The sequence below is a fragment of the Variovorax durovernensis genome, assembly GCF_977011995.1.
On record NZ_CDRNCW010000001.1, the window covers coordinates 5,370,045 to 5,391,993 of the forward strand.

20 protein-coding genes and 1 pseudogene are annotated in these 21,949 nt (G+C 67.7%); 11 read left to right on the forward strand and 10 right to left on the reverse strand.

What is annotated here, in order from left to right; genetic code table 11:
- Positions 1-137 precede the first annotated feature (137 nt).
- From ACWV14_RS25530 to ACWV14_RS25560, 7 genes are all read left to right on the forward strand, one after another.
- Positions 138-1,157, forward strand: a complete 1,020-nt coding sequence (locus ACWV14_RS25530; protein ID WP_454904372.1) for a LacI family DNA-binding transcriptional regulator — start codon at positions 138-140, stop codon at positions 1,155-1,157.
- A gap of 45 nt (positions 1,158-1,202) precedes the next feature.
- Positions 1,203-2,213: an ABC transporter substrate-binding protein gene (locus tag ACWV14_RS25535; protein ID WP_454904373.1), complete on the forward strand. Its 1,011-nt coding sequence runs from the start codon at positions 1,203-1,205 to the stop codon at positions 2,211-2,213.
- Between the two features lie 315 nt (positions 2,214-2,528).
- Entirely contained in the window at positions 2,529-3,344 is an 816-nt protein-coding gene (locus ACWV14_RS25540) for an ABC transporter permease (RefSeq protein ID WP_422087953.1), read from the forward strand.
- Between the two features lie 12 nt (positions 3,345-3,356).
- The gene (locus tag ACWV14_RS25545; RefSeq protein ID WP_422087954.1) at positions 3,357-4,157 is read left to right on the forward strand and encodes an ABC transporter permease; all 801 of its coding nucleotides are present in this window, start codon (positions 3,357-3,359) and stop codon (positions 4,155-4,157) included.
- Positions 4,147-5,211: an ABC transporter ATP-binding protein gene (locus ACWV14_RS25550; RefSeq protein WP_454904374.1), complete on the forward strand. Its 1,065-nt coding sequence runs from the start codon at positions 4,147-4,149 to the stop codon at positions 5,209-5,211. Before ACWV14_RS25545 ends, ACWV14_RS25550 begins: the two co-directional genes overlap by 11 nt.
- Positions 5,208-6,071 (forward strand): phosphodiesterase, encoded by an 864-nt coding sequence (locus tag ACWV14_RS25555; protein ID WP_454904375.1) that lies wholly within the window; start codon positions 5,208-5,210, stop codon positions 6,069-6,071. The genes ACWV14_RS25550 and ACWV14_RS25555 overlap by 4 nt, the downstream gene beginning before the upstream one ends.
- Positions 6,072-6,135: 64 nt before the next feature.
- Positions 6,136-7,797 carry a Na/Pi cotransporter family protein gene (locus ACWV14_RS25560; RefSeq protein ID WP_454904376.1) on the forward strand — a complete coding sequence of 554 codons (1,662 nt, stop codon included), beginning with the start codon at positions 6,136-6,138 and terminating at the stop codon, positions 7,795-7,797.
- Positions 7,798-7,824: 27 nt separating this feature from the next.
- On the opposite strand, the gene ACWV14_RS25565 is transcribed toward ACWV14_RS25560, so the two are convergent.
- Positions 7,825-8,829 (reverse strand): bile acid:sodium symporter family protein, encoded by a 1,005-nt coding sequence (locus ACWV14_RS25565; RefSeq protein ID WP_454904377.1) that lies wholly within the window; start codon positions 8,827-8,829, stop codon positions 7,825-7,827.
- 70 nt (positions 8,830-8,899) lie between these two features.
- Between ACWV14_RS25565 and ACWV14_RS25570 the strand changes: the two genes are divergently transcribed.
- Positions 8,900-9,829 (forward strand): LysR family transcriptional regulator, encoded by a 930-nt coding sequence (locus ACWV14_RS25570; RefSeq protein WP_454904378.1) that lies wholly within the window; start codon positions 8,900-8,902, stop codon positions 9,827-9,829.
- Here ACWV14_RS25570 and ACWV14_RS25575 read toward each other — a convergent pair.
- Together ACWV14_RS25575 and ACWV14_RS25580 are read right to left on the reverse strand one after the other, a co-directional pair.
- Positions 9,783-10,208 carry a response regulator gene (locus ACWV14_RS25575; protein ID WP_422087960.1) on the reverse strand — a complete coding sequence of 142 codons (426 nt, stop codon included), beginning with the start codon at positions 10,206-10,208 and terminating at the stop codon, positions 9,783-9,785. The two genes, ACWV14_RS25570 and ACWV14_RS25575, sit on opposite strands and share 47 nt — an antisense overlap.
- 105 nt (positions 10,209-10,313) lie before the next feature.
- Positions 10,314-11,300, reverse strand: coding sequence for a quinone oxidoreductase family protein (locus tag ACWV14_RS25580; RefSeq protein WP_285412238.1), 987 nt, complete (start codon positions 11,298-11,300; stop codon positions 10,314-10,316).
- A gap of 102 nt (positions 11,301-11,402) precedes the next feature.
- Between ACWV14_RS25580 and ACWV14_RS25585 the strand changes: the two genes are divergently transcribed.
- Entirely contained in the window at positions 11,403-12,311 is a 909-nt protein-coding gene (locus ACWV14_RS25585; RefSeq protein WP_454904379.1) for a DMT family transporter, read from the forward strand.
- Between the two features lie 117 nt (positions 12,312-12,428).
- Here ACWV14_RS25585 and ACWV14_RS25590 read toward each other — a convergent pair whose 3' ends face one another.
- The 7 genes from ACWV14_RS25590 to istA all read right to left on the reverse strand — a co-directional run bounded on the left by ACWV14_RS25590 (position 12,429) and on the right by istA (position 19,766).
- A complete protein-coding gene (locus ACWV14_RS25590) occupies positions 12,429-13,220 on the reverse strand; it encodes an SDR family oxidoreductase (RefSeq protein WP_081265718.1) in 792 nt (263 codons plus the stop codon).
- 33 nt (positions 13,221-13,253) lie between these two features.
- A complete protein-coding gene (locus tag ACWV14_RS25595) occupies positions 13,254-14,210 on the reverse strand; it encodes a DMT family transporter (protein WP_454904380.1) in 957 nt (318 codons plus the stop codon).
- Positions 14,211-14,249: 39 nt separating this feature from the next.
- Positions 14,250-15,863 (reverse strand): gamma-glutamyltransferase family protein, encoded by a 1,614-nt coding sequence (locus ACWV14_RS25600; protein ID WP_454904381.1) that lies wholly within the window; start codon positions 15,861-15,863, stop codon positions 14,250-14,252.
- Between the two features lie 131 nt (positions 15,864-15,994).
- Positions 15,995-16,966, reverse strand: a complete 972-nt coding sequence (locus ACWV14_RS25605) for a Bug family tripartite tricarboxylate transporter substrate binding protein (RefSeq protein WP_454904382.1) — start codon at positions 16,964-16,966, stop codon at positions 15,995-15,997.
- A gap of 304 nt (positions 16,967-17,270) precedes the next feature.
- Complete coding sequence (locus tag ACWV14_RS25610) at positions 17,271-17,468, reverse strand: hypothetical protein (protein ID WP_301512338.1); 198 nt, start codon at positions 17,466-17,468, stop codon at positions 17,271-17,273.
- Positions 17,465-18,256, reverse strand: a complete 792-nt coding sequence (gene istB, locus ACWV14_RS25615; RefSeq protein WP_301505346.1) for an IS21-like element helper ATPase IstB — start codon at positions 18,254-18,256, stop codon at positions 17,465-17,467. Before istB ends, ACWV14_RS25610 begins: the two co-directional genes overlap by 4 nt.
- Positions 18,249-19,766, reverse strand: coding sequence for an IS21 family transposase (istA, locus tag ACWV14_RS25620; RefSeq protein ID WP_301505348.1), 1,518 nt, complete (start codon positions 19,764-19,766; stop codon positions 18,249-18,251). The genes istB and istA overlap by 8 nt, the downstream gene beginning before the upstream one ends.
- 962 nt (positions 19,767-20,728) lie before the next feature.
- On the opposite strand from istA, the pseudogene ACWV14_RS25625 reads away from it, so the two are divergent.
- Positions 20,729-20,821, forward strand: a pseudogene (locus ACWV14_RS25625) (LysR family transcriptional regulator); the annotation flags it as partial.
- A gap of 15 nt (positions 20,822-20,836) precedes the next feature.
- Positions 20,837-21,553: a LysR substrate-binding domain-containing protein gene (locus ACWV14_RS25630; protein WP_454906067.1), complete on the forward strand. Its 717-nt coding sequence runs from the start codon at positions 20,837-20,839 to the stop codon at positions 21,551-21,553.
- Positions 21,554-21,949: the final 396 nt, after the last annotated feature.

Genomic DNA, 21,949 nt, shown 5'->3' on the forward strand with positions numbered 1-21,949 from the left:
GGGCCCCGCGGGGCCCCTTCTTCCTGGGGCTGTCCACCCCTCGCCAAAGCCCTTCGGGTTTTTCCCGCTTTCGAACGATGTCATAACAAAGTCATACTGCGGCGGTCCAATGTAATCGATTACATGAACACCGCACGATGAGCATTCAAGACGTAGCAGCCAAAGCCGGGGTCTCCGTGGCCACGGTTTCGCGCGCTTTCAACTTTCCCGACAAGGTCACGCCCGCCACCCGCGAACTGGTGGAACGCGTGGCGCAGGAACTCAATTACCTGCCGAACGCCAGTGCGCGCACCCTGCGCACGCAACGCAGCCGCGTGCTCGGCATCGTGCTCCCCACGCTGCTGAACCCGACCTTCGCCGAGTGCCTGCAGGGCATCGCGCGGGCGGCCGTCGCGGGCGGCTACGCGATCATTCCCGTCACCACCGGCTACCGGCTCGACGAGGAAGAACGCGCCGTCCACCTGCTGCTGGCGGGCAATGTCGACGGGCTGATCCTCGTGGTGTCGAACCCCTCCACCTCGGCCACGCTGCCCCGGCTCCAGGCCGCTGGCGTGCCCTACGTGCTGGCCTACAACCGCCATGCGGACCACCCCTGCGTGTCGGTCGACAGCGAAGGCGCGGTGGCCGACGCGGTCACCCGGCTCGTGCTGCTGGGCCACCGGCGCATCGCGATGGTCAGCGGCACGCTGGCCGCATCCGACCGCGCGCAGCAGCGCTACCGCGGCTACCTCAAGGGCATGGCCGACACCGGCCTCGACGCACAGCCGCTGATCGAAGTGCCCTTCGTCGAGACCGCCATCGACGCGCTCGCGCCCCACCTTCAGGCACGCCAGCGCCCCACCGCGCTGATCTGCTCGAACGACCTCCTGGCCATCCGCAGCATCCGCGCCGCGCACCTCAGCGGCGTTTCGGTGCCCGAGGACCTCAGCGTGGTCGGCTTCGACGGCATTGCGCTCGGCGAAGACCTCACGCCCGCGCTCACCACCATCACCCAGCCCAACAGCGACATCGGCCGCCAGGGCGTCGAGTTGCTGATCCAGGCCATCTCCGGCGGCACCACGCTGCGGGCCGATTCGAGCCTGCTGCTTCCCCATGCCTTCCGAGACGGCGAGTCGTGCGCTTCGGCGCGCGAAGACAACAACGCCGCGACTTTCTGACCTCACCAACCTCGTTCTCCGACTCATCCTCCAAGGAGCTCCCGCATGTCCTCCCGCTTCCATCGCCTGGCCCGCCTGGGCCTGATCGCCGCCACGCTCGCCGCCGGCAGCGCCATGGCCCAGACCGCCATCTGCTACAACTGCCCGACCGAATGGGCCGACTGGGGCACCCAGCTGAAGGCCATAAAGGCCAAGACGGGCATCACCGTGCCGCCCGACAACAAGAACTCGGGCCAGTCGCTCGCGCAGATGGCGGCCGAGAAGGCCAGCCCCGTCGCCGACGTCACCTACCTCGGCGTGACCTTTGCGGTGCAGGCCGCCAAGGACGGCCTGGTCGAGCCCTACAAGCCCGCTGCGTGGAAAGACATTCCCGACGGCCTGAAGGACCCGGCCGGCAACTGGTTCACCATCCACTCGGGCACGCTCGGCTTCATGGTCAACGTCGACGCGCTCAAGGGCAAGCCGATTCCGAAATCGTGGGCCGACCTGCTCAAGCCTGAATACAAGGGCCTGATCGGCTACCTTGACCCGGCCTCGGCCTTCGTCGGCTACGTCGGCGCGGTCGCGGTGAACGAAGCGCGCGGCGGCACGCTCGATAACTTCAAGCCGGCCATCGACTACTTCAAGGCGCTGCAGAAGAACGAGCCGATCGTGCCGAAGCAAACTTCCTACGCGCGCGTGCTGTCGGGCGAAATCGCGATCCTGCTCGACTATGACTTCAACGCCTACCGCGCCAAGTACAAGGACAAGGCCAACGTGGCCTTCGTGATCCCGAGCGAAGGCACGCTGGCCGTGCCCTACGTGATGAGCCTGGTCGCCAAGGCCCCGCACGCGGCCGACGCCAAGAAGGTGCTCGACTTCACGCTGTCGGACGAAGGCCAGGCCATCTGGGCCAAGGCTTATCTGCGGCCGGTGCGCGCGAACGCGATGCCCAAGGAAATCGAAGCCCAGTTCCTGCCTGCGAGCGACTACGCCCGCGCCAAGAGCGTGGACTACGGGCGCATGGCAGCCGCGCAACGCGCTTTCTCCGATGAGTATTTGAAGGAAGTGCGCTAAGTCTCGCTTCGTCGCTCTGGGCGCGCTCTTTTCGGGGAGCGCTCACGCCGACGGGGTGCCTTGCTTCGCGAATGTCCCCCGGCTTCGCCCTCCTCCTTTATTTCGCTGCGCAAGGCACCCCGCCGTCGTGATCGTCCAGAGCACTGGCTGATCGGCCCGCACAAGCGCTGCGTCCAGTGCACAGGGCGTCGGGTGCTCCCCGCAGCGAAATAAAGGAGGAGCCCGAAGGGCGGGGGACATTCGCGGAGGGGAGTACCCGATGACCTGTGCACGCACCCCGAACAAAGCCGACCAAAACACAACGATGGGCAAAAAATGAAAACCGCCTGGAACCCAAGCTGGCGCCTGCTGGCCTGCGCAGCGCCCGCTGCCGCCTTCTTCGCGGCCTTCTGGCTGCTGCCGGTCGTGCGCCTGCTGACGCTGCCCGCCGACAAAGGCTGGGCAACCTATTTCGCCGTGCTCACGGATTCGCGCTACCTCGCGAGCATGGCCAACACGGTCGTGCTCTCCATCACGGTCACGCTCGCCACCCTGGTGCTGGGCGCGGCAGTGGGCATCTACCTCGCGCGGCATGCCTTCGTCGGCAAGCGCATGCTGCTGTCGCTGCTCACGCTGCCGCTGTCGTTCCCGGGCGTGATCATCGGCTTCTTCGTGATCCTGCTGGGCGGGCGCCAAGGCGTGGTCGCGGACCTGAGCGACAGCCTGATCGGCCAGCGCGTCACCTTCGCCTACGGCCTGCTCGGGCTGTTCCTGGCCTACCTGTATTTTTCGCTGCCGCGCGCCATCGCCACCTACGCGGCGGCCGCCGAGTCGATGAACACCCAGCTCGAGGAAGCCGCGCGTTCGCTCGGCGCCTCGCGGCTGCGCGTGGCACGCGACGTGTGGATGCCCGAACTCGCGCCCACCACGTTGGCCTGCGGCGCGATCCTCTTCGCCACGTCGATGGGCGCCTTCGGCACGGCCTTCACGCTGGCCAGCAAGTTCGAGGTCATTCCCATCACCATCTACAACGAGTTCACCAACTACGCCAACTTCGCGCTCGCCGCGTCGCTGTCTATTTCGCTGGGCATCGTGACCTGGCTGGTGCTGTTCGTGGCGCGCCGCTTCGGCGCGAATCCCGTCGCACGCTGAGGCACACCCATCATGCGAAAGAACACACAGGCCAAGGCGCCCTTCCTGCTCGCCGTCACGCTGATCGTGAGCCTCTTCATGATCGCGCCGATGCTGCTGTCGGTCATGGCGGGCCTGGTCAACAACTACAGCACCGGCCTCAAGAGCGGCTTCACGCTGCGCTGGCTCGGCGAGGTGTGGGAAAACTACGGCGGCACCGTCGGCTGGTCGATCGCGCTGGCCGTGGCCTGCGTGATCGGCACCGTGCTGATCGGCGTGCCCTGCGCCTATGCGCTGGCGCGCAGCCGCTCGCGCGCCGCACGCATCTTCGAGGAGCTGCTGACGCTGCCGGTCGCGGTGCCGGGCCTTGCCACGGCGCTTGCGCTGATCCTCGCCTACGGCCAGCTCACCGCGTTCCGCCAGAGCTTCGCCTTCATCCTCGTGGGCCACATGATCTTCACGCTGCCCTTCATGGTGCGCACCGTCAGCTCGGCCTTCGAGCGCGACGACCTGCTCGCGCTCGAGGAAGCCGCGCGCTCGCTGGGCGCGAACTTCCGCCAGCGCTTCATGGGCATCCTGGTGCCGGCCGTGTTCCCCGCCATCGTGGCCGGCAGCCTGATGGTCTTCACGCTCTCGGTCGGCGAATTCAACCTCACGTGGATGCTGCACACGCCGCTCACGCGCACGCTGCCCGTGGGCTTGGCCGACAGCTATGCCTCGATGCGCATCGAAATCGGATCGGCCTACACGCTGGTTTTCTTTGCCGTCATTCTTCCGGTGCTGTGGGCCTTGCAGTACCTTGCCAACCTCATGCAGAAACGCCATGGAACTTGAACGCATCACCATCGACATCGCCAACTGCGCGAAAACCTATGCCGACGGCACACGCGGCCTGCAGCCCACCGACCTGCGGGTGGAAGCCGGCGAAGTGCTGGCGCTGCTCGGCCCCTCGGGCTGCGGCAAGACCACGCTGCTGCGGCTGATTGCCGGGCTGGAAGCGCCCGACGCGGGCAGCCGCATCGTTTTCGGCGACCAGGACGTGACGCAGCGCCCGGTCGAACACCGCGGCGTCGGCATGGTGTTCCAGAGCTACGCCCTCTTCCCGCAGATGACGGTGGCAGCCAACATCGGCTACGGCCTGCGCATTCGCGGCGTCTCGCCCGAAGAAGAAAAACGCAGCGTGGGCGAGCTGGTCGACCTGGTGCGCCTGGGCGGGCTGGAGAACAAGCGTCCCTCCGAGCTTTCGGGAGGCCAGCGCCAGCGCGTGGCCCTGGCACGCGCCGTGGCCGTGCGCCCGCGCGTGCTGCTGCTCGACGAGCCGCTGGCAGCGCTCGACGCCAAGCTCAAGGAATCGCTGCGCGACGAGCTGGCCGAACTGCTGCGCCGCCTGCACATCACGGCCATCCACGTCACGCACGACCAGCAGGAGGCGCTGGCCATCGCCGACCGCCTCGCGGTGATGCGCGCCGGGCGCATCGTGCAGGTGGGCCGTGGCGAAGACCTCTACCGCGCCCCCGCGCACCCCTTCGTGGCCGAGTTCCTGGGCCGGGTCAACCGGCTGGAGCGCACGGCCGACGCCATCGCCCAGGGCGTCGTCCGAATCGGCGGAATCACCCTGCCCTGCCCGAGCGCCTGGCGCGACCATGCAACCCTGCTGGTGCGCCCCGAAGACATCGAAGTCGGCGCGCCCCAGCTGGACTGGGCCGCCGGCATCGTCGAGCGCCGCACCTTCCTCGGCGACCGCGTCCAGCTGCACCTGCTCGCGCAGGACCAGCCCTTGCTGATGGCCGACGTGGAGCGCGACAAACCTTTCAAGCCAGGCGACACCGTGGGCTTGCGCATCCACCCCGACCGCCTGATGACGTCGCAGGAGACCATCACCGCATGACGACAAGCAACGCACCCCACGACACCACCTTCCTGGTCCAGCTGACCGACCTGCACATCCGCGAGCCGGGCCGGCTGGCCTACGGCCGCATCAACACCGCGCCCTATCTGGAGCGCGCCGTGCAGTCGGTGCTGGCGCTGCGCCAGCCGCCCGACGCGGTGGTCGTCACCGGCGACCTGACCGACTTCGGCCGCGCGGCCGAGTACGAGCACCTCGCGCGCCTGCTGGCCCCGCTGAACATGCCGGTCTACCTGATGCCCGGCAACCACGACGACCGCGACCAGCTGCGCCGCAGCTTCCCCGGCCACGCCTACCTGGGCACGGGCGCCGACACCGACGGCTTCATCCAGTACTCGGTGCGCGTCGGCCCGCTGCGCCTGCTCACGCTCGACACCTGCGTGCCCGGCGCGAGCCACGGCTCGCTGTGCGAGAAGCGCCTGGCCTGGCTCGAAGCCCAGCTGGAGGCCTGCCGCGGCGAACCCGTGGTGATCGCCATGCACCATCCGCCGTTCGAGACGCTGATCGGCCACATGGACGAAATCGGCCTGCTCCAGGGCTCGGAAGCGCTCGAGGCGCTGGTCTCGCGCCATCCGAACGTCGAGCGCATCATCTGCGGCCACCTGCACCGCGCCATCGACGTGCGCTTCGGCGGCACCATTGCCTCGACCTCGCCGGCCCAGGCGCACCAGGTCTGCCTCGATCTCGCGCCCGACGCCCCCTCGGCCTGGACGCTGGAACCGCCCGCTTTCCGTGTCCATGCGTGGCTGCCGCGCAACCGCCGGCTGGTGACGCATCTGGCGGCTTGCGGTAGCTTCGAAGGCCCTTATCCTTTCCACGACAACGGAGCGCTTATCGACTGATTCGCTATCTTGTGGAAAATGGGGTCGAAACGAACCAAAACGAAAAGGATAGAACCCGACACCCATGAAGCATCTTCTGAACCTGCTGGCGGCAGTCGCATTGCTGGTGTGGGGTACGCACCTCGTTCGTACCGGCGTGCTGCGCGTATTCGGCGCCAACCTGCGCAAGATCCTCGTGCAGAGCATGCGCAACCGCTTCACCGCCGCCCTCTCGGGCATCGGCGTGACCGCCCTGGTGCAATCGAGCACGGCCACCTCCCTCATGACCTCGTCCTTCGTCGGGCAGGGCCTGGTCACGCTGCCGGCGGCGCTGGCGGTGATGCGCGGCGCCGACGTGGGCACCGCGCTGATTTCCGTGCTGTTCTCGGCCGACCTGTCGTGGCTGTCGCCGATGTTCATCTTCGTGGGCGTGGTGCTGTTCATCACGCGCTCGGCCTCGGTGGCGGGGCGCGTGGGGCGGGTTCTCATCGGGCTGGGGCTCATGCTGCTGGCGCTGCAGCTGGTGGTGGAAGCGACCGAGCCGCTGTTCTCGTCGCCCGCCGTGCGCGCGCTGCTCGCGTCGATCAACAGCGACGTGCTGCTCGAGATCACCATCGGCTCGGTGCTGGCCATCGTGGCCTATTCGAGCCTCGCGGTGGTGCTGCTGGTGGCGGCCATGGCCACCTCGAACGTGGTGCCGCTGGACGTTGCGCTGGGCCTGGTGCTCGGCGCCAACCTCGGCAGCGGCCTGCTGGCGGTGCTGACCACGGCCAAGTCGGCGGTGTCGGTGCGGCAGGTGACGATCGGCAACCTGCTGTTCAAGGCGCTGGGCGTGGCCATCGTGGCGCCCTTCATCGGGCTGTGGATCCGCTACGTGCAGCCCGAGCTGCCGAACCAGGCGCACGGCGTGGTGCTGTTCCACCTGGGCTTCAACGTCATCATCAGCGTGGGGTTCATCGGGCTCACCCAATGGGTGGCCAAGCTGGTGACGCGGCTGCTGCCGGTGCCGCAGCAGCCGGCCGGCGCCATGCGGCTGCACCACCTCGATCCGTCGGCGCTGTCGACCCCTTCGCTGGCCATTTCGAACGCCGCGCGCGAGGCGCTGCACCAGGCCGACATCGTGGAGACCATGCTGATCGGCACGCTCGACGTGATCCGCCACAACGACCTGCGGCTGGCGCAGGAACTCCGCCAGCTCGACGATGCCGTGGACGAGCTGTACTCGGCCATCAAGTACTACATGACGCGCATCTCGCGCGAGGCGCTGGGCGAGGAAGAAAGCCGGCGCTGGACCGACATCATCAGCTTCACGATCAACATGGAGCAGATCGGCGACATCATCGAGCGGGTGATCATCGACATCGAGGACAAGAAGATCAAGCCGCAGCGCAACTTCTCCGAAGCCGGCATGGCAGAGATCGTGGAGCTGCACGGCCGGCTGATCGCCAACCTGCGGCTGAGCATGAGCGTGTTCCTGAACGGCAACGTGCGGGACGCCCAGAAGCTGCTGGAAGAAAAAGTGCGCTTCCGCGACCTGGAGCGGGCCTACGCCACCACCCACCTGGACCGCCTGTCCGACCGGACCACGCTGAGCATCGAGACCAGTTCGCTGCACATCGACCTGATCAGCGACCTGAAGCGCATCAACTCGCACATCTGCTCGATCGCGTATCCGATCCTGGAGTCGGCCGGGGCGCTGGCGCCGAGCCGGCTGAAGGATCCCCAGCTGGGCCAGGTGGAGAGCTGACCCGACAGCGCCCCGGCCGGAAAGAAGCTACTTCTGCCCGGCAGGCTTCAGCGCCGGGGCAGCTTCCTGCCCCCGCCGCGCATAGCGCTGCGCCAGCACCGCGCACACCATCAGCTGCATCTGGTGGAAAAGCATCAGCGGCAGCACGATGGCACCCACGGCGTGGGAAGCGAACAGCACCTTCGCCATCGGGATGCCGCTCGCGAGGCTCTTCTTGGAGCCGCAGAAGACGATGGTGATCTCGTCCGCCTTGTCGAAACCCAGCTTGCGCGCGGTGAAGGTCGTGAGCGTGAGCGCCAGTGCCAGCAGCACGGCGCACACCAGCAGCAGGCCCAGCAGCGCGCTCACGGGAATCTGCTTCCAGAGCCCCTCGATCACCGCCGCGCTGAACGCGGTGTAGACCACCAGCAGGATCGAGCCCTGGTCCACGAACTTGAGCACCGCCGCGCGCTTCTGCACCCACTTGCCGATGACCGGGCGCAGCAGGTGGCCGGCCAAGAAGGGCACCATCAGCTGCAGCAGGATGCGGCCGATCGAATCGAAGGACGAGGTGGCGCCGCCGTTGTGCGGCAGCACCACCAGGTTCACCAGCACGGGCGTGATGAACACACCCAGCAGCGTGGACGCCGAGGCGCTGCAGATGGCGGCCGGCATGTTGCCCCGGGCCATCGCGGTGAAGGCGATGGCCGACTGCACCGTGGCCGGCAGCACGCACAGGAACAGCACGCCGGTGTAGAGCTCGGGCGTCACCAGCGACGACAGCACCGGCTTGAGCGCGAGCCCCAGCAGCGGGAACAGGACGAAGGTGCTCGCGAACACCAGCAGGTGCAGCCGCCAATGGGTGATGCCCGCCATGATCGCCTCGCGCGACAGCTTGGCGCCGTGCAGGAAGAACAGCAGTCCGATGGCGACCGTGGTCAGGCCTTCGAAGAAATGCGCCACGCGCCCGCTGGCGGGCAGCAGGCTGGCGATGGTCACGACCGTGACGAGGGCGAGCGTGAAGTTGTCGGGGAGGAAGCGTGAACGGGCCATGGAACGCATTGGACGCCGCGTCCATTCAAAAGAGAAATGGATTTATCTGATGGATATATGATTCGAGCGCATGAATGTCACGCTTCGCCAGCTTCGCGTATTCCGCTCGGTGGCCGAGGGACGCAATTTCAGCCGCGCCGGCGACCAGGTCGGCCTGAGCCAGCCGGCGGTCAGCCGCTCGATCCTGGAGTTGGAGTCGCAGCTCGGCCTCAAGCTGCTCGACCGAACCACCCGCGAGGTGGTGTTGACGGAAGCCGGCCAGTCGCTCGCAGCCCGGCTCGACCGCGTGCTCGACGACCTCGACCAGACCCTGCAGGACGTGGCCGGCCTGGCCAGTGCGCGTGGCGGCAAGGTGCGGGTGGCGAGCAGCCCCACGCTGTCGGCCAACCTGATGCCCGGCTGCATCGCTACCTGCGCGGTGCAGGCGCCGGGCATCCAGTTCCTGCTGCTCGACCGCATCCAGCAGGACGTGCTCGACAGCGTACGCAGCGGCGAGGTCGACTTCGGCGTGGTGATCGAGCCCTCGGAGGCCGAGGACCTGCACTGCGAGGCGATCCTCGACGATCCCTTCGTGCTCGTGGTGCCCCCCGCGCACCGGCTCGCGCAGAAGGCATCGGTGCGCTGGACGGCGCTCGACGGGGAATCCCTTGTGTTGCTCGACCATGCCTCTGGCAGCCGGCGGCTGATCGACCTGGCGCTGGAGCGGCATGGTGCGCACTGCGAAGTGAAACAGCAGCTCGGCCACCCGACCACCGTGTTCCGCATGGTCGAGGCGGGCATCGGCATCAGCGTGATGCCGGAGCTTTCATTGCCGCCGGAGGGTTTGCCGCAGCTCGTGGTGCGGCCGCTGGTGCCGCGCGTTCAGCGGGCGATCATGCTGATTCGCCGCCGCAACCGGGCGCTTTCGCCGCTCGCCGAGCGGGTGTGGGGCATCGTGCGCGAGACCGCTGCGCTCAGTGCGTCAGCGGAGCCCGGTTCGACGACACAGAAGGATGGCTGAGCCGCGCCTGCCGCTGGCGCACGCAGAAGTCGATCAGGTCCTCCACCTCGGTGGCCTTGTCGAACACCGCGTCGGCGCCGAGCAGGGCGCACTTCCGGCGCATCTCGGGCGTGGCGTAGTTGCTCAGGACCACCATTTTCTGCATCGGATGCCGGTCTCGGCAGGCCTCCAGCACGCGGAAACCGGTGCCGTCCTTCAGGAACAGGTCGACGATGGCCAGGTCCCATTGGGACGGATTGCGCGTGAGCCAGCGCGTGCCCTCGGCTTCGGATTCGGCCTGGCCGATGGGGTCCACCCGCGCTACCTCGCGCAAGGTGCCCACCAGGTTCTCGCGAATGGTGGGGTTGTCTTCGACGATGTAGGTGCGAACGGTGTTCATGCGGCTTTGCCTCTGGCTTTGACCCAAGGCTACAAAGTGCGCCACTCACAAGTCGAAGGCATGACACCACTGCACGGGTAGGACAAGACTGTCCTTTCCGTCTTATCAGAGCGTGAGGATCGTGCAGCCCGTGGTCTTGCGCGCCTCGAGGTCGCGGTGCGCCTGCTGCACGTCGTCCAGTGCATAGCGCTGGTCGATCGGGATCTTCACCGCGCCGCTTCGCACCACCGCGAACAGATCGTCGGCCATGGCCTGCGTGCTCTCGCGCGTGGACATGTGGGTGAAGAGCGTGGGCCGCGTCACGTACAGCGAGCCCTTGGAGGCGAGAGTGCCGAGGTTCACCGGCGGCACCGGCCCCGAACCGTTGCCGAACACCGCCAGCAGGCCGAAGGGCCGCAGGCAGTCGATCGAGCCTTCGAAGGTGTCCTTGCCTACCGAGTCGTACACCACCTTCACGCCCTTGCCGCCGGTGATTTCCTTCACCCGCGCCGCGAAGTTCTCGGTGCTGTAGTTGATGGCGTGCGCCGCGCCGTGTTCGAGCGCCAGCTTGCACTTGGCGTCGCTGCCTGCCGTGCCGATGAGCTGCAGGCCGAGCGCCTTGGCCCACTGGCAGGCGATGAGCCCCACGCCGCCCGCAGCCGCGTGGAACAGGATGAAGTCGCCGGCCTGCAGGCCTTCGGCCGGCAGCGTCTTCTTCAGCAGGTACTGCGTGGTGAGGCCCTTGAGCATCATGGCCGCGCCGGTCTCGAAGGAGATGTCGTCGGGCAGCTTGCAAACGCACTTGGCCGGCATCACGCGCAGCTCGCAGTACGAGCCGGGCGGCGGGCTGGCATAGGCGGCGCGGTCGCCGGCCTTCAGGTGCGTCACGCCCTCGCCCACCGCCTCGACGATGCCCGAGGCCTCCATGCCCAGCTGCAGCGGCATGGCAAACGGATAGAGCCCGCTGCGCTGGTAGGTGTCGATGAAGTTCAGGCCCACCGCCTTGTGGCGGATGCGGATCTCGCCGGGGCCGGGTTCGCCGACCTCGACCTCGACGATCTTCAGTTCTTCGGGACCGCCGGGGCGATCGATACGAACGGCTTTGCTCTTCATGATGGCAGTCTCCACGCGCAGGAAAAAAGTAGAGGCGCATCCTGCCATGTTTGCCTTTCCCGCGACAGCACGGGGCATTGCCGCCCGGTAGAGTCGGCGCCCATGCAGACACAGCCGCAGCGCCTCACACCCCTCGTCGTTTTCATGCTGGTCGTTCCGCCGCTTCTTTGGGCAGGCAACGCCGTGGTCGGGCGCCTCGTGCGCGAGCTGGTGTCGCCGCTCACGCTGAACTTCGTGCGCTGGGTCATCGCATTCGTGATCGTGCTGCCGCTGGCCGCACCGGTGCTGCGCCGCGACAGCGCCCTGTGGCCGCACTGGCGGCGCTACGCGCTGCTGGGCCTGCTCGGCATCGGGCTCTACAACGCGTTCCAGTACCTCGCACTGCAGACCTCCACGCCGATCAACGTCACGCTGGTGGGCTCCAGCGTGCCGCTGTGGATCCTGGCGACCGGCGCCCTCTTCTTCGGTGCGCGCATCAGCGCACGCGAGGTCGGCGGCGCGCTGCTGTCGATGGCGGGCGTGCTGCTGGTGCTCAGCCGCGGCGAATGGCGGCAGTTGATGGCGCTGCGGCTGGTGCCGGGCGATCTCTACATGATCCTCGGCTCCATCGCGTGGGCCTTCTACAGCTGGATGCTGGCGCGCACGCACGAACCCAAGAGCGTGCGGCAGGACTGGTCCGCTTTCCTGATGGCGCAGCTGGTGTTCGGCCTTGCGTGGTCGGGCGCGCTGGCGGCCGGCGAATGGACGCTGACCGACGCGCACATCGACCTCGGCTGGCCGCTCGTTGCGGCCATGCTGTTCATCGGCATCGGCCCCGCGGTGCTCGCCTACCGCTGCTGGGGCACCGGCGTGCAGCGCGCGGGCCCGCAGGCCGCAAGCATCTTCATGAACCTCACGCCGCTGTTCGCGGCAGTGCTCTCCGCCGCGTTCCTGCGCGAACTGCCGCACTGGTACCACGGCGCGGCATTCCTGCTGATCGTGGGCGGGATCGTGGTGTCGTCGCGGCGCTGAGCCAAGTACGAACCCTTCAAGCAAACACCGAGGAACCGGCTTTGCCGGGCCTCAGGTGTTGCCCCCGGTAGGGGGGTGGCGAAGCGACACGAAGTGCACGCAGCCTGGGGGCGAGCTTTAGTACGTGCCGGGGTAAGCGCCGCCGTCCGCAAGAACGTTCTGGCCGGTCATGTAGCCGGCCTGCATGCTGCACAGGAAGGCGCAGATGGCGCCGAACTCGGCCGGCGTGCCGAAGCGCTTTGCAGGAATGTTCTTCTTGCGGGCTTCCCACACGGTGTCGAAGTCCTGGCCCGTCTTCTGCGCCGTGCCGGCCATGGTGCCCTTCAGCCGGTCGGTGTCGAACGAGCCGGGCAGCAGGTTGTTGATGGTCACGCCCTGCGCCGCGATGGGCGTGCGCGCCACGCCGGCCACGAAGCCGGTCAGGCCGCTGCGTGCGCCGTTCGACAGGCCCAGGATGTCGATCGGCGACTTCACCGAACTCGACGTGATGTTCACGATGCGCCCGAAGCCGCGCTTGGCCATGCCGTCGACCGTGGCCTTGATGAGCTCGATGGGCGTGAGCATGTTGGCATCGACCGCCTTGATCCACGCCTCGCGGTCCCAGTTGCGGAAATCGCCGGGCGGCGGGCCGCCGGCGTTGGTGACGACGATGTCGAAATCGTGGCCCAGCGCGAACACCGCGGCGCGGCCAGCTTCGGTGGTGATGTCGGCAGCCACGTGCTTGACGAACGGGCCCGATGCACCTGCAGCCTCGGCCAGCTTCTTCGCGGCGGCTTCGAGCGCCTCGGCGCCGCGCGCGACGATCACCACGTTCACGCCCTCGCGCACCAGCGCCTCGGCGCAGCCGTAGCCCAGCCCCTTGCTCGCGCCGCACACCAGCGCGGTCTTGCCTGCAATACCCAGATCCATGTTGTGTTTCTCCAGTGAGTCCGGCAAGGGGCTTCAGCGCCCCTTGCGCGTGAAAACGAAAATGCCCGCGATGACGAGCACGGTGCCGGCCGCGATCCACGGCGTGAACGGCTCGCCGAGTATCACCACCCCCATGAGGATGGTCGACAGCGGACCGATCATGCCGGTTTGCGCGGCCACCGCCGGGCCGATGCGCTCGATGGCCATCATCACCATGAGGACGGGCACCGCCGTGCACAGCGTGGCATTGAGCACCGACAGCCAGATGACCTCTGGCGCGAGCCCGAAGGCCACGCTCATCGGCCGCGTCAGCACGAACTGCAGGATGCACAGCACGCAGGCCACGGTAGTCGCCAGGCCCACGAGCCGCAGCGAGCCCAGCCGCTTGACGAACTCGCCGCTGTAGACGAGATAGCCCGCATAGCTCACGGCGCTCAGGAACACCAGGAACGCGCCCCAGGCCGCCGCACCGCCGCCCTTGCCGCCGCCACCGGTCCACAGCTCGTGGCCGAACACCAGCAGCACGCCGGCGTAGCTCACGACCATGCCGAGCACCTGAGGCCGCGTCGGGCGGCGCCGGTACATCAGCCATCCGAAGAACAGCACCAGCGTCGGGTTGAGATAAAGAATGAGCCGCTCGAAGCTGGCCGAGATGTAGGCCAGCCCGGCGAAGTCGAGGAAGCTCGCGAGGTAATAGCCCGAGAAGCCGAGCCCCACCACGCCGAGCCAGTCGCGCGCGGTGAGCGACGGCTTGCCGCGCCCGGCCCACCACGCCATGACCGCGAACAGCGGCAGCGCGAACAGCATGCGCAGCATGATGAGCGTCACCGCGTCCACGCCGTAGCGGTACGCGAGCTTGACGATGATGGCCTTGCCGCTGAACGCGATGGCGCCCAGCGTGGCCAGGATCAGGCCGGTGGCGATGCCCTTCCTGGCGGCATCGTGGGAGGGTCGAGGGGGGATGCCGGCCGTAGCGGCTGTCTTGTTCATCCCCCGATCATCGCGGCAAGCTCAAACCCTCGCTTGTGCTCAGTAACCCGCCGCCACGCCGTCGCGGCGCGGATCGCTGGCAGCCACGTAGCCTTCGACCGAAGGTTCGCCCGCGCGCCAGATGAACTGGCCCGCGCCGAAGTCCTGGTACGAGTCGTTGATCACCTCGAGGTGATGGCCCAGGTCGCGCAGGCCCTGCACCGTGGCCGGGTTCATCGCGGCCTCGACGTTGATCTCCAGCCCCGCGTTGAAGCGCCAGCGCGGCGCGTCGCAGGCGGCCTGCGGGTTCTGCTTGTAGTCGAGCATGCGCACCAGCGTCTGCATGTGGCCCTGCGGTTGCATGTTGCCGCCCATCACGCCGAAGCTCATCACCGGCTGGCCGTCCTTGGTGAGGAATGCCGGGATGATGGTGTGGAACGGGCGCTTGCCCGGCGCCACCACGTTGGGGCTCTCGGCCTTCAGGCTGAAGCCGTGGCCGCGGTTCTGCAGGCTGATGCCGAACTCGGGCTCCACGCAGCCCGAGCCGAAGCCCATGTAGTTGCTCTGGATGAAGCTCACCATCATGCCGCTCTCGTCGGCCGCCGTGAGGTAGATGGTGCCGCCCTTCACCGGGTTGCCGGCCTTGAAGTCCTGTGCCTTCTTCACGTCGATGAGGCGCGCGCGCGAGGCGAGGTAGGCGTCGTCGAGCATCTGCTCGGTCGTGACTTCCATCGTCTTGCGCTCCGACACGTAGCGGTACACGTCGGCAAAAGCCAGCTTCATGGCCTCGATCTGCAGATGCTGCGACTGCACCGAGTCGACCGGCAGCGAAGCGATGTCGAACTTCTCCAGGATGCCCAGCGCGATCAACGCCGCGATGCCCTGGCCGTTCGGCGGAATCTCGTGCAGCGTGTGGCCGCGGTAGTCGCGCGAGATGGGCTTGACCCACTCGGGCTGATAGGCCGCGAGGTCGGCCACGGTGAGCGCGCCGCCCTGCTCGGCCGAGAACTTCGCGAGCGCCTCGGCGATTTCGCCGCTGTAGTAGGCCTCGCCCTTGGTGCGGGCGATGGCCTTGAGCGCGCGCGCAGCGGCGGTGAAGCGGAACAGCTCGCCGACTTCGGGCGCGCGGCCCCAGGGCAGGAAGGTCTGCGCGAAGCCCGGCTGCGACTGCAGCACCGGCGTGGCGGCAGCCCACTTGCCCTGCACCACCGGCGGCACCAGGTAGCCGCGCTCGGCGATGTCGATGGCCGGTGCCAGCAGGTCGGCGAAGGGCAGCTTGCCGAAGCGCTCGCTCATCGCGACCCAGCCGCGCACGGCGCCCGGCACCGTGACCGAATCGATGCCGCGCATGGGCGGATTGGCGGCGTCGGCGCCGTACTTGGCCTTGAAGTATTCGGGCGTCCAGGCCTTGGGCGCGGGGCCCGAGGCATTGAGGCCGTGCAGTTCCTTGCCGTCCCACAGGATGCAGAAGGCGTCGCTGCCCAGGCCGTTGCTCACCGGCTCGACCAGCGTCATCACCGCCGCGGAGGCAATGGCCGCATCGACCGCGTTGCCGCCCTGCTGCAGGATGCGCAGCCCGGCCTGCGAGGCCAGCGGGTGCGAGGTCGAGACAACGTTGCGCGCGAAGATCGGGATGCGGGTGGAGAGGTAGGGGTTGGCGTAGTCAAACTTCATACAGTGCCTTCAAAGATAGCTTGAACAAATTCAGGAACACCGCGGAACCGGCTTTGCCGGGCCGCTGGTGTTGCCCCCGGCAGGGGGAAGGCGAAGCGACACGAAGTGCGCGCAGCCTGGGGGCGAGCCCATTACTCGTTGGTGATCTTGCGGTCCACGACGATCTTTTTCCATTTGGCGGCGTCTACCGCCACCATCTTCGCGAACTGGTCGGGCGTACCCGGCGTCGCGGTCTCGATGCCCAGGCGCGCAAGTTTCTCTTTCACTTCAGGATCGGCCAGCGCCTCATTGGCCGCCTTGTTGATCTTCGCGACGATGTCCGCCGGCAGGTTCTTCGGGCCATAGAAGCCGAACCAGGTGTTCGACTCGTAGCCGGGCAGCGTGTCGGCAATGGGCGGCAGCTCGGGCGCCAGCGGGCTGCGCTTGAGCGAGGTCACGCCCAGCGCGCGCAGGCGGCCGTCGCGCACATGCGGCATGCCGGTGGGCAGCGAGTCGAACAGCACGTCGACCTTGCCGCTGATCAGGTCGGGAATGGCCAGCGCCGTGCCTTTGTAGGGAATGTGCGTGACGAACACGCCGGCCTGCGCCTTGAACAGCTCCGCCGTGAGCTGCACGATGGTGCCGTTGCCGCTCGATGCGTAGTTGAGCTTGCCGGGATTCTTCTTGGCGTAGTCGATCCACTCTCGCACCGTCTTCGCGGGCGAATTGACCGGCACCAGCATGATGCTGGCCGCGTCGCCCACGTGGGCGATGGGCGTGAAGTCGCGCACCGTGTCGTAGGGCAGCTTGCTGACGGCCGGGCCGATGGAGTGCGTGCTGGTGGTGGCCAGCAGGATGGTGTAGCCGTCGGGCGCGGCCTTGGCGGCCTGGTCGGAGCCGATGGCGCCGCCGGCGCCTGGCTTGTTGTCGACCACCAGGGTGGTGCCGAGCTTCTCGCTCATCTTCTGTCCCAGCGTGCGGGCAAACAGGTCGGTGGCACCGGCCGCCGGGAACGGAACGATCAGGCGGATCGGCTTGTTCGGGTAGCCCTGGGCCAGGGCGGCGGAAGACGCGGCCATGCCGAGCGCAACGGCAAGCACCTGGAGGAAGCGGAGGCGTTTCATGTGCGGAATTCTGTGCCTGTGGAGAAAAAAGGATGCTATGCAGCATCGGCGCATCAAGCCAGATAATTTCGCTTATTCAACTATCAACACCGTTTATGACAAAGGGCGCCACGGAAGACATCTCGCTGCAGCAGCTGCGCGCGCTGACGGCGGTGGCCGAAACAGGCAGCTTCACACTCGCGGCCGAGGCATGTTGGCGGCGGTGTAAATCCGCTGCTATTCGGCGGTGAGGATGCGGTTTTGCAGGTGGTTGAGGCGCAATGGAAGAGGGCCCCTTGCGGGGCCCTGGTTGGGTGAGCGGGGTTCAGAACGGCTCGTCCGGATCGAAGGACGCAGGCGGCTCGTCGTGCACGAGCTGGTCGTACCAGGCCTGCTGGACGTCGCGGCCGTAGATTCTCCACAGCTGCTCGCGCAGCACGCGCAGGCACTCGAAGACGGCCAGGGCCTGCTCGGCAGTCCAGTTGGTGGGAAGCGTTGGTGGTTGTTCGCGCTCGGACATCATGACTTCTTGCTCCTGACAGGTTTGCCTGCGCGCTGCCTGGAACGCGCAGCCAGGCGCTCCTGAGCTTCCTTGGCGCGATAGGACTGGCCCTCGATGCGCACGACCTCGGCGCGGTGCATGAGGCGGTCCACGAGCGAGACGACGCACCCTGCGTTGGGGAAGACCTCGCCCCAGTCGGCAAACGCCTTGTTCGTTGTGACCACGGTGCTCTTGTGCTGGTAGCGGCGGCTGACCAGCTCGAAGAGCAAGTCGGCGTGGCGGTTGGAGTAGGACAGGTAGCCGACCTCGTCGATGAGCAGCAGATCGGGCGCGGCATAGCGGCGCAGCCTGCTGCGCAGGGCCGAGTCGCTGTCCAGCGCCGCGAGGTCGCCGAGCAACTGCCCGGCGGTGACGAACAGCACCGTATGTCCTGCCAGCACGGCCTGGTAGCCCAGGTTGCAGGCGCACATCGTCTTGCCCACGCCGTTGGGGCCGGCGAACACGACGTTGGTGGCATCGGCGAGGAACTGCAGCGTCATGAGCTCCTCGATGGCTGCGCGATCGATCTGCGTGGGCCAGCTCCAGTCGAAGTCGGCGACGGGCTTGAATTGCCCGATGTGCGCATCGCGAAGGCGCCGCTCCAGGCTTCGTCGGCCGCGTTCCTGGAGCTCCCAGCGCAGCCACTGCGCGATGCGCTGCGCCGCATCGGCGTCGGCCATCACCTCGGACCAATGGGCCAGAAGCCCATGCAGACGGAGGCCCTGGGCCTGTTCGCGCAACTCGGCGGCGTTCATCGGTGTCTCACTCATCGCGGCGATCTCCTTGGTCGGGCTGTGAGGCCTGCACGATCTGGTCGTACGACGCCAGCGCGTGCGAGCGCACCGGCGCGTCGCGCCGGGCGACCTCCTCGCTCAGGCGCAGCTCGGTGGGCGGCGGCAGGCCCTGCTCCTCGCGGGCGCGCTCCAGTGCCAGGCGCACGGCGTTGGGGTGTGGCACATCGCGTTTGAGCGCTTCGCCGATGGCCGCCTGCAGGGGCGCGGCGCCATAGCGATCGAGCAAGCGCAGCAGCGCGGCCGTGATGGTGCCCAGGTTGTGGCCGCGCGCGGCCGCCGCCTTGAGCAACGCGAGCGCCCCCGGCGCAGCATGGGCGAGCCGATCGGTGCCGCGATGCGCATGGGCGGCGCGCTTGCGCTCCACCAGCGCCTGGATATGGGCCAGATCCTCGATCTGTTGGCCGCTGTCATAGCTGCGCGGGTGCGAGGCGACTTCCTGTGCCCCGTCGAAGACGCGCATGCGCCGGTCATCGGCAAGCACCGACAGCGTGCGCCGCACATGGGTGTGCGGCACCGTGTAGTCGTTCAGGTCGAACCGCACGTAGGGTGTCTTGCCCACCTGCACGGCCACGCGCTCGCCCAGCGGGTACTCGCGCTCGGGCAACGCCAGCAGGCTCGATCGCTCGACCTCGAAGGCATCGTTCACGCTCAGGCGTGAATCCTCCGGCCAGCGCCGCTGCGACGCCTGGCCCTCGCACCAGGCGCGCGCCTGAGCGTTCAGATCGTCCAGGTCGATGAAGGCACGGGCGGCGAAGAAGCTGTCGCGAACGTAGCGTATGGCGCGCTCGACCCGGCCCTTCTCGTTCCCGCGCGCGATGGCCACCGGGCGCGGCTCGAAGCAATGATGGGCGGCGAACTTGAGCAGCTCGGGGTTGAAGCGCACGGCGTCGCCTACGCGCTCGAGTACGGCGCTCTTGAGGTTGTCGTAGAGCAGGACCCTCGCGCACCCGCCATAGGCGATAAAGGCCTCGGCATGGCCGCGCAGGAAGCTGTCCATCCGGGCATCGAGGAAGAACCTCAGGAAGATACGCCGCGAGTAGCTCAGCACCATCACGAAGGCCATCAGCGGTCGGCGTGCACGGCCGATCTGCAGGTGACCGAAATGAGCCCAGTCAACTTGGGCGGCCTCACCCGCAAGGGTGCGCAGCCGCAGGAAGGCCTCGGCCGCTGGGCGCGGGCGCATGCCGGCAATGACATGGCGGAAGTGCTCAGGGCTGCCGCGGTAGCCGCGTTCGTGGACCATCGTGAACAGCCGCGCGGCGGTGAGCGTGGGGAACTTGACCAAGGTCGCGAGGACGAAGTCGCGGTACGGATCGATGCGACTGGGCCGCAGCGGCGAAGCCGGCGCGGGATCGCCGGCCTGCGCGAGCACGCGCCGCACGGTATCGCGATGCACATGCAACTGGCGGGCGATGGTGCCTACGCGCCAGCGCTCGGCGCGGTACAGACGCAGGATCTGCGCACTCAGATCGGCATGGATAACCAAGGTGTCTCCTTCACGGACAGGGATCGATGAGGCGAGCAGGCCAGCGTGAAGCGCGGGCGTGACGCAGGAAGCCCTGGCGAGTCCAGGGCGACAGCGCCGCGGCACAGCGCCGGCAGCGCCAGGCGATCGGCGTCGCATCGGACACGGAGGGCGCGCGCACGTGGGCTTGCTCAGGCGCGGCCAGTGGAGCACCGAGGGCCGGGATCGGGGAACCCTGATGCGTCACGATGTTGGTGGCGGCAGTGTCCAACGCGGCCACTGAGTGGCACGGCCGCTCGCGTTCGCGGCGTCGCTGGCGCCAGCGGCGTGCGCGCTCGGCATGCGCCATGCGTCCGGCGCGGCCTGCCTGGTAGCGCCGTGCGGCCTCGCGCTGCGAGTCCTGGCGTGCTGCGCGAGAGCACGCCGGGCCGCAATAGCGCTGGCCGCGATCGCAGCGACTGCACAGCAGCACCTGTGCACGGCAGCGCGCGCACACGAACAGGCGGGCGGGATGGTCGACCAGTTGCCAGGCTCCTCGGGGTCACTCCCGAGGACCTCGCCGCTCAGAGCGGCGCCCCGCTGCTGCGAGCGGGCCCGGCCCGTTCGCAATACACTGGCGCTGCATCCGCTTCGGCGTGTTGTAGGGCACGGCGTGCGGAATGAAGCTGCCAGGCCAACGGCCGCCGCCGTGCCCGCCTACGACTCGGGCATGCCCCGAGTTCTACCGCACTCGCAGCCCACCCTCCCAGAGGACCGTGGCCGTCACGACGCGCCGCCGCGCAGCAGGCCGCCCTGCAGGGCGGCCTGCTGCGCGACCCATCCCACACGAACGATCACTGCAAAACCGCCGCCTCGCCGCCGGTCACGGAAACGGCACCTCACCGCCGATGAACAAAAGCGCCTTCTCACCGCCGATGAACAAAAGCGCCTTCTCACCGCCGAATAAGCGCGCTTCCTGACCGCCGTTCACAGAGGCACTTCAACTCACCCAGCCCGCCATCAGCCACCTCATCAAGCGGCTGGAGGAAGAGCTGGCGCAGCCGCTGGTGGTGCGCGGGCGCCGCATCCGCATGACCAACGCAGGCCAGATGATGGTCGACACCGCCGTGCGCGCATTGCGGCTGATCGACGAATCGGTGGACGCCTGCCGATCGCAGTCGCAACTGCGTGAGGGCCGCATCGTGCTGGCGGTGGGGCACCTCACGGCCGGCGCACTGCTGCCGCCGCTGCTCGGCCGCTTCTCGCAGAAGCACCCGACACTCGCGACCACGCTGCTCGACAGCACGGCCGAGCAGATGATCTCGCGCATCCTCTCGCAGGAGGCCGACCTGGGCTTCGGCTCGGACATCGGCCAGAAGCACTCCGAACTGGCGACCGAGCCGCTGTTCTCCGAGCGCATGGCGCTGTTCGTGCGCGACGACCACCCGCTGGCGCAGCACGCGATGGTCGAGGCCAGGCACCTGGAGGGCCTGCCCTTCATCCACGTCAACCCCGACGCCAACGTATGGCGCGCCGTGAGCCGCCAGCTCGCGAGCGCGGCCAACGTGTACCCGCACGTGGTGCACCATGTGTCGATGCTGTCGACCGCGTTCGGCCTGATCCAGGCGGGCGCGGGCGTGGCGCTGGCGCCGCGCTATGTGGAGGTGCTGATGCCGCCCAACCTGCGCGCAGTGACCGTCACGCGGCCCACGCTCGAATACCCGGTGGTGGCCATACGGCTGGCCAAGCATCCGCTGAGCCCGGCGGCGATGGCTTTCCTGGCGATGGCGCGGCAGCACATGAAGCCGCCGCGTTCTATCAGACCCTAGCTGTCTGTCGTTCAGGGCGCGATCACGCCGACGGGGTACCTTGCTCCGCGAATGTCCCCCGCGGCTTCGCCGCTCCTCCTTTATTTCGCTGCGCAAGGCACCCCATCGACGTGATCGTGGGACAAGAAAGGCGCAACACACCCACCACCCAGATGTTTGAGGCTGCTTGCCTCACGGCAGGTCGTCGGTGCGAAAGCAGCGATGCAGATGCGAGGTAAAGACCCGGCGGATCTTCTCGAAAACATCCTCTCTCAACTCGAAGCTCTCCTCTGGGTTTGCCACGGGGAAGACATCGACTGGTGCAGCGGGGATGGACCTCGACGATTGGACAACCTGCTCTGGCTAGCCGCCGATCTCTCCCGCCAGGCAGGCCAACTTTTCCAGCTGAACGAAATG